Origin of the sequence: Burkholderia sp. Se-20378 (genome assembly GCF_017104665.1) — a bacterium.
Classification (GTDB): domain Bacteria; phylum Pseudomonadota; class Gammaproteobacteria; order Burkholderiales; family Burkholderiaceae; genus Burkholderia; species Burkholderia lata.
In genome coordinates, this window is sequence record NZ_JAAGPG010000647.1 from 1 (window position 1) to 4,402 (window position 4,402).

The 4,402-nt window shown below is 66.0% G+C and carries 5 protein-coding genes; 2 read left to right on the forward strand and 3 right to left on the reverse strand.

The window, feature by feature from the left end; genetic code table 11:
* Positions 1 to 8: 8 nt before the first annotated feature.
* Genes dnaQ through G3N93_RS35395 form a run of 3 tightly spaced genes read right to left on the reverse strand, consistent with a single transcriptional unit; the run spans position 9 to position 2,034 of the window.
* Positions 9 to 743, reverse strand: a complete 735-nt coding sequence (gene dnaQ, locus G3N93_RS35385) for a DNA polymerase III subunit epsilon (protein ID WP_174934863.1) — start codon at positions 741 to 743, stop codon at positions 9 to 11.
* 38 nt (positions 744 to 781) lie between these two features.
* Positions 782 to 1,225 carry a ribonuclease HI gene (rnhA, locus tag G3N93_RS35390; protein WP_039347704.1) on the reverse strand — a complete coding sequence of 148 codons (444 nt, stop codon included), beginning with the start codon at positions 1,223 to 1,225 and terminating at the stop codon, positions 782 to 784.
* A complete protein-coding gene (locus tag G3N93_RS35395; protein ID WP_089430881.1) occupies positions 1,222 to 2,034 on the reverse strand; it encodes a class I SAM-dependent methyltransferase in 813 nt (270 codons plus the stop codon). Before G3N93_RS35395 ends, rnhA begins: the two co-directional genes overlap by 4 nt.
* A gap of 18 nt (positions 2,035 to 2,052) precedes the next feature.
* Here G3N93_RS35395 and gloB point away from each other — a divergent pair, with 18 nt between their 5' ends.
* A complete protein-coding gene (gene gloB, locus G3N93_RS35400) occupies positions 2,053 to 2,859 on the forward strand; it encodes a hydroxyacylglutathione hydrolase (RefSeq protein ID WP_206135055.1) in 807 nt (268 codons plus the stop codon).
* Positions 2,860 to 3,010: 151 nt separating this feature from the next.
* Positions 3,011 to 4,381 (forward strand): transglycosylase SLT domain-containing protein, encoded by a 1,371-nt coding sequence (locus tag G3N93_RS35405; protein ID WP_241026838.1) that lies wholly within the window; start codon positions 3,011 to 3,013, stop codon positions 4,379 to 4,381.
* Positions 4,382 to 4,402 lie beyond the last annotated feature (21 nt).

A 4,402-nucleotide genomic window follows, 5' to 3' on the forward strand; every position in this document is an offset into this window, starting at 1 on the left:
CGCCTGCTTCAGGCCGTTTCGGCGGCGCCCGCGTCGTCGGACTTGCGCCACACGCAGGTGCCCTTGACCGATTTGTCGAGCTCGTCGAGCTGCGCCTGGTGTGCGGCGAGTTCGTCGTCGCTCGCGGCCACCACGGCCAGGTCGAGCGCGGCGAGCGACACGCGCTGACCGTTCGCCGCGCCGCCGTCGGCGCCCGCGTCGTCGAGCATGTCGATCACGAGGCTGTCCTGGCCGCGTGTCATCGCGAGATACACCTCGGCGAGCAGCTCCGAGTCGAGCAGTGCGCCGTGCAGCGTCCGGTGCGCGTTGCTGATGCCGAAGCGGTCGCACAGCGCGTCGAGCGAGTTGCGCTTGCCGGGGAACATCTGCTTGGCCTGCACCAGCGTGTCGATCACGCCGCCGCAATGCTCGGAGAACGGCGGCAGGTCGAGCCGCGCGAATTCCGCGTCGAGGAAGCCAAGGTCGAACGGCGCGTTGTGGATGATCAGCTCGGCGTCCTGCACGAAGTCGCGAATCTGGTTGGCGACTTCCGCGAATTTCGGCTTGTCGCTGAGGAATTCGGTCGTGAGCCCGTGCACCGCCAGTGCGCCCGGATCGCTGTCGCGCTCGGGGTTCACGTAGAAGTGCAGGTTGTTGCCGGTGAGCCGCCGGTTCAGCAGCTCGACGCAGCCGATTTCGATGAGGCGGTCGCCCGTGCGGGCGTTCAGGCCGGTGGTTTCGGTATCGAGAATGATCTGGCGCATGTCGGGAAAAACGTAGAAAACAGGGGAGCGGCCCGCGTTCAGGCCGTGAGCGATTCGACGCCGCGATTCGCGAGTGCGTCCGCACGCTCGTTTTCGGGATGGCCCGCGTGGCCCTTGACCCAGCGCCACTCGACCTCGTGCTGCGCGACGAGCGCGTCGAGCCGCTTCCACAGGTCAGCGTTTTTCACGGGCGTCTTTGCCGCGGTGACCCAGCCTTTCTTCTTCCAGCCGTGAATCCACTCGCTGATGCCTTTCTGCACGTATTGCGAGTCGGTATGCACGATCACCTGGCACGGCCGCTTCAGCGCTTCGAGCGCGGCGATCACGCCCATCAGCTCCATGCGGTTGTTGGTCGTGTTCGGCTCGCCGCCGAACAGTTCCTTTTCCTTGTCGCCGTAGCGCATCAGTGCGCCCCAGCCGCCGGGGCCGGGGTTGCCCTTGCAGGCGCCGTCGGTATAGATGTCGATGGTATCGGTAGTCATGAATGTTCTTGATGAGTGGTCGGGGAGGCCGCCGGCGTCAGGCCCGGTGCGAGCACGGGCTTCTTCATCCGGATCTGGCCGACGAGGCGCATGCCGCGCACGCGCTTGACGGCCGTCACCATGTAGACGGCGCCGAAGATCGGCCACCAGCGGTCGCCGGCGGCCTCCATGAAGCCGTAGCGGGCCAGCCACTTGTCGGTGACGAGCGGCGGCCGGTAGCAGCCGAAGCGGCCGCGTTCGAGATCGAAGCCGAGCAGCTTGATCCAGTCCTTGAGCCGGATGAACGCGATCTGGTCGCGCGTGGCCGGCACGAACGGGCGGTTCGCCATGCGCCCGAACGATTGCCGCATGCCCCACAGGCTGAGCGAATTGAAGCCGGTGATCACGAGCTGGCCTTCCGGCATCAGCACGCGCTCGGCCTCGCGCAGCAGGCGGTGCGGATCGGACGTGAATTCGAGCGTGTGCGGCATCACGATCAGGTCGACGCTCTGCGACTCGAACGGCAGGTCGAGCAGGTCGCACCAGGTCGTGCTGCGGCCGTCGGGCGCGTGCTCGGGCGCATGCGCCTCGCGCGCCCACGGATACTGGTACGGCGCGCTCGCGCCGCTCGCCGGATCGAGCACGAGGCCGCGATACGGCATGCGGTTCTCGCGCAGCGCGTCGAGCTGCGGCAGGCCGAGCTGCAGCGCGTGGAACCCGAAGACGTCGGACACGATCCGGTCGAGCTGCGCCTGCTCCCAGCCCAGCACGTAGCGGCCGGGCGGTGAGTCGGTCCAGGCGGGCCAGTCTATAATTTGACGGTCAGACATAACGATGATTGCGCGCCCATGAACGAGCTGGAATACGTGCCGGTTCCGGCATTCGATGACAACTATATCTGGCTCGTCTCGGACGGCCGCGATGCGATCGCCGTCGATCCGGGTGAAGCCGCGCCGGTGCGCCGGGTTCTAGCCGAACGCGGCTGGCGGTTGACCGCTATTTTACTCACGCACCACCACGCCGACCACGTCGGCGGTGTCGCGGCACTGCGCGATAGCCAACCGGACGATGCTCCGCTCACTGTTTACGGCCCCGCGGCCGAGGCGATCGGCGTAGTGACGCAGCCGCTCGAAGGCGGCGATCGCGTGACACTCGACGCGCCCGCCGCCACATTCGACGTGCTCGACGTGCCGGGCCACACGCGCGGCCACATCGCGTATTTCCAGGCGGCCGGGCAGGGCAACGCGACGCCGCACGTGTTTTGCGGCGACACGCTGTTCTCGTGCGGTTGCGGCCGCCTGTTCGAAGGCACGCCCGCGCAGATGCTCGCGTCGCTCGACGCGCTCGCGGCGTTGCCGGGCGACACGCACGTGCATTGCGCACACGAATACACGCTGTCCAACATCCGCTTCGCGCTCGCGTGCGAACCCGGCAATGCGGCGCTCGCCACATGGCGCGACGACGCACAGGCGCTGCGCGCGCGCGGCGTGCCGACGCTGCCCACTACGATCGCGCATGAGCGTGCCGTTAACCCGTTCATGCGTGCGGACAGCGATGCGATCCGCGCGACGCTCGAGGCCGAGTTGCACGAAACAGTGCCGGATCGTCTGACGGCGTTCACGCTGATGCGCGAGTGGAAAAACCGGTTCCGATGATGATTTCCGGAGGACTCCAAAGCTCAAGCGGTGTCTGTAAAAATTGCTCCAAATGTAGGATTTCGCTGAGTTTTCGGTGTTTTTATTGACGTGAAGCACGCACTTCCGTAGTATCGCCTGCAATTTCCAGCCGTCGGAAGCAGAGATTTTCATGCGACTTATATTGAGTGCGATGGTGGTTCTGCTGCTCGCCGCTTGTGCGAGCCAGGCCCCTGTCGCCAACAACGCCGCCGATTCGCAGGCGACGTCCACCTACCTCCGTAAATCAGCCACCGCCAAAGAAACTGTCGACGTCGACAAGCAATCCGTCGGCGACCTGACCAGTGCGGACTCCGATCTCTGGGGTCGCATCCGCCGCGGTTTCCAGATGCCCGACCTGCAGACCGACCTCGTCGACATGCAGACCACGTGGTACACGCAGCGCCCGGATTACGTGCAGCGCATGACCGAGCGCTCGCAGAAGTATCTGTACCACATTGTCGAGGAGCTCGAGGCGCGTCACATGCCGACCGAGCTCGCGCTGCTGCCGTTCATCGAGTCCGCGTACAACCCGCAGGCGCTGTCGGTCGCGAAGGCGGCCGGCATGTGGCAGTTCATGCCCGGCACGGGCCGCACGTACAACCTGAAGCGCAATATGTGGCAGGACGAGCGCCGCGACGTGCTTGCGTCGACGAGCGCCGCGCTCGACTACCTGTCGCGTCTGCATGACATGTTCGGCGACTGGTATCTCGCGCTGGCCGCGTACAACTGGGGCGAGGGCAACGTGCAGCGCGCGATCGCGCGCAACCAGGCGGCCGGCCTGCCGACCGACTACCTGAGCCTGCGGATGCCGAACGAGACGCGCAACTACGTGCCGAAGCTGCAGGCGGTGAAGAACATCATCGCGAATCCGCAGCAGTACGGCCTCGCGCTGCCGGACATCCCGAACCACCCGTATTTCGTGACGGTCACGACGTCGCGCGACATCGACGTGGCGGTGGCCGCGAAGCTCGCGAACCTGTCGCTCGACGAATTCCGCTCGCTGAACCCGTCGTTCTCGAAGCCGGTGATTCTCGGTGCGACCGAGCCGCAGATCCTGCTGCCGTTCGACAACGCGTCGGCGTTCGAGAAGAACCTGAAGGCGTACAACGGCCAGCTTTCGACGTGGACCACCTACACGGTCAGCGAACGTGCGCGGCCGGCCGCGATCGCCGAGAAGATCGGCGTGGACGCCGATACGCTGATGTCGATCAACAAGATTCCGGCCGGCATGCGCCTGAAGCCGGGCTCGACGATCGTCGTGCCGCGCGGCGATGACGACGACGAGGACATCAGCGCCGACGTCGCCGAAAACGGCGCCCTCGCGATGGAGCCCGACGTACCCGACACGCGCAAGATGCTGATCCGCGTGCGCCGCAAGCAGTCGATGGCGGCGATCGCCAGGAAGAACAGCGGGTGCTGCGGGTCGCGCCGTTCGAGATCGATCTCGAACACCACGAAGCCACGCTCGAAGTGGGCAGCGAGCGGCACACGCTCGTGCTGACGCTCACCGAGTTCAAGCTGC